The 1,748-nt window shown below is 28.3% G+C and carries 2 protein-coding genes; both read right to left on the bottom strand.

What is annotated here, in order from left to right:
• Positions 1-65: 65 nt before the first annotated feature.
• A complete protein-coding gene (gene istB, locus Q326_RS0114840; protein WP_026896066.1) occupies positions 66-827 on the bottom strand; it encodes an IS21-like element helper ATPase IstB in 762 nt (253 codons plus the stop codon).
• Positions 824-1,748 (bottom strand): Mu transposase domain-containing protein (locus tag Q326_RS18720; protein ID WP_034602533.1); only part of this gene is annotated, 925 nt, incomplete at its 5' end. The genes Q326_RS18720 and istB, both read right to left, overlap by 4 nt.

The raw sequence follows: 1,748 nt of genomic DNA, 5'->3' as shown, positions 1-1,748 counted from the left end.
TGTATTTGTCAACCGAAATTTCCTCTAAATTCTAATCGAATTCTCCTCTAGTTAAGGTAAAAAAATTATTGCTTTTCTAACCAAAGTTTAGTTTCTTTTAATCTATAAGAATTACCATTCATATTTACAATATATGATTTATGTGTAAGTCTATCTATTATTGCAGCTGTCATTACTGGATCTTTAAATATTTCATCCCACCTTTCAAATGATAAATTTGTAGTTATTATTGTAGATTTTCTTCCTGCTCTTAAGGAAAGATAGGTGAATAAGAGCTCAGAGGCTTCTTTATCAAAAGAAATATATCCAAGTTCATCTGCTATTATCAAATCATATTTCTCAAATTTCTTCTCAAAGGCCCTTAATGTTTTTTCTGACCTGCTTTCTTTCAATTCATTTACCAGTAAAGGGATAGTAGTGAAGAGTACCTTATATCCCTTGTTACAAGCTTTAATTCCAAGTCCTATGGCCATATGTGTTTTACCTGTTCCAGGATTCCCAGCAAGTATTATATTTTGACCTGTTTCTATAAATTCTAGAGATGAAAATATTTTTACTTTATCTCTGGCATCTTCAGGTAAATCTTCTAGACTTAAATCTTCTATATGTTTTTTATATGGGAACTTAGCAAGTCTTATTCTATTTTTTATTCCATTAGCTTTTCTTAAGTCATGTTCACTTTCTAACAGAGATAAAAGAAAATTTTCATATGTTAAGTTCTTTATATTTGCTTCTTTTATTTCTTCTTCTATATTTCTAATTGTATATGCAAGTTTTAGTTCTTTTGCTATTTCTTTTATTCTTTCGTTGTTTTTATCTATTTTCATATTATCAAAGCCTCCTTATCAAAATCTACTGATGAATTTTTAAGTAGATTTCCATAATGGTTTAATATTGACTTTGATTGTTTTTCTATTTCTGTATTCTTGTACTCTTTATTTGTCTTTATTTCTTCTTTTCTATTACATAAAAGTTTTATCTTTTCTGTATTTATGTTTAAAGGACTAATTTTTTCTAATGATATTATTGCTTTTTCAATGCTTTCAAGACCTTCTTTTGAAATTAGTTCAATTAGTTCTATGAAATCTCTTGGATTTTCGGTATAATATTTATTGTAAATGTTTTGAAGCTTGGGATTCATTTGATGCATGGCTGTGCTTCTATGAATTGCTCCAGGCTTCTTTTTTAATGTGTTTAGATAGTGATTTATTTCTATATTCCAAGTATGGGAACCAAAACTTCTTATGTGTTCTGCTACTTTAGTATTATGGTGATAAACTAATATTTTCTCTGGATATACCTTGGTTGTTACAAATTCTCCAACTAGTGAATCAGGTACTGAGTACTTATTTTCGTCTACAGTTATTACTGAATATTTATTCACTCTAAGTTCTGCAACCCTTGAAATATCATATGGTGGCATAAGTTTTGTTAAGTAAGGTAGTTCTTCTTTTAAGATTTCTTTTGCACTTTTATTTTCTCTTTGTTTCTGCTCTTTAGAGTTTAGTTTTTCTAGTTCTTTTTCCAAATATTTATTTGCTTCCTCTAGTGTTTTAAATTTATCTTTTTTGCTAAATACCCTTCTTCTTATATATTCAACGGATCTTTCTACATGCCCTTTTTCATTTCCACGTCTAGTATTACAAAACCTATATTTGAATCCATAATACATGGATATTTTTAAAAGGTCATCTGTAGGTGCTTTTTCTGTTTTAGTAACAAATCTAGCTACTGCAACTTTCATATTG

The sequence above is a fragment of the Clostridiisalibacter paucivorans DSM 22131 genome (genome assembly GCF_000620125.1).
GTDB lineage: Bacteria > Bacillota > Clostridia > Tissierellales > Clostridiisalibacteraceae > Clostridiisalibacter > Clostridiisalibacter paucivorans.
Note: the sequence above shows the minus strand (reverse complement) of the source record. Positions and strands in the feature narration are given on the sequence as shown.